1 pseudogene is annotated in these 640 nt (G+C 53.9%); it reads left to right on the top strand.

The window, feature by feature from the left end:
* Positions 1 to 640, top strand: a pseudogene (locus B2633_RS10340) (FAD-dependent oxidoreductase); the annotation flags it as partial.

Here is a 640-nt window from a genome sequence, read left to right as displayed (position 1 = left end):
GCTGAAGAGAAGGGAGCTATAGTGGCCTGCGGAATCAAGGTCGACCAGCTCATCGAACAGGAAGGCAAAATCGTGGGGGTCATAGCCGGGGAAGATGAGATGTATGCCGATATAGTCATAGCAGCCGATGGGGTCAATTCCTTCATGGCACAGCAGGCCGGACTGATTCGGGATATACCCGCCAAAACTGTGGGAGTAGGGGTGAAAGAGGTAATCGAGCTGCCGGAAAAAACCATCGAAGAGCGCTTTAACCTCCAGGCCGGCGAAGGCGCAGCCCGCATGCTTTTAGGCTGCACCGAGGGCATACACGGCGGGGGGTTCCTCTATACCAATCAGCAAAGCATATCACTGGGCTGTGTTTTTACCCCTGAAGAAGCAGCACAGCATAAGAAATCGGTGCATGAGATATTTCAGGATATCAAGATGCACCCGGCTATCGCCCCATTGATCGCCGGGGGGGAGACTATAGAATACTCGGCCCATCTGGTGAGTGAGGCAGGATATAGAGGCATTCACAAAAAGCTATACCGGGAAGGATTCCTGATGATAGGAGACGCCGCCGGTTTTGTAATCAACACCGGATATTCCATCCGGGGGATCGACCTGGCTATAGTGAGCGGAATAGCCGCAGCCCGGGCTG

Source organism: Syntrophomonas sp. UBA1041 (genome assembly GCF_002316705.1).
Classification (GTDB): domain Bacteria; phylum Bacillota; class Syntrophomonadia; order Syntrophomonadales; family Syntrophomonadaceae; genus DTU019.
The sequence above is the reverse complement of the archived record's forward strand: the minus strand, read 5'-3'. Positions and strand labels throughout refer to the sequence as shown.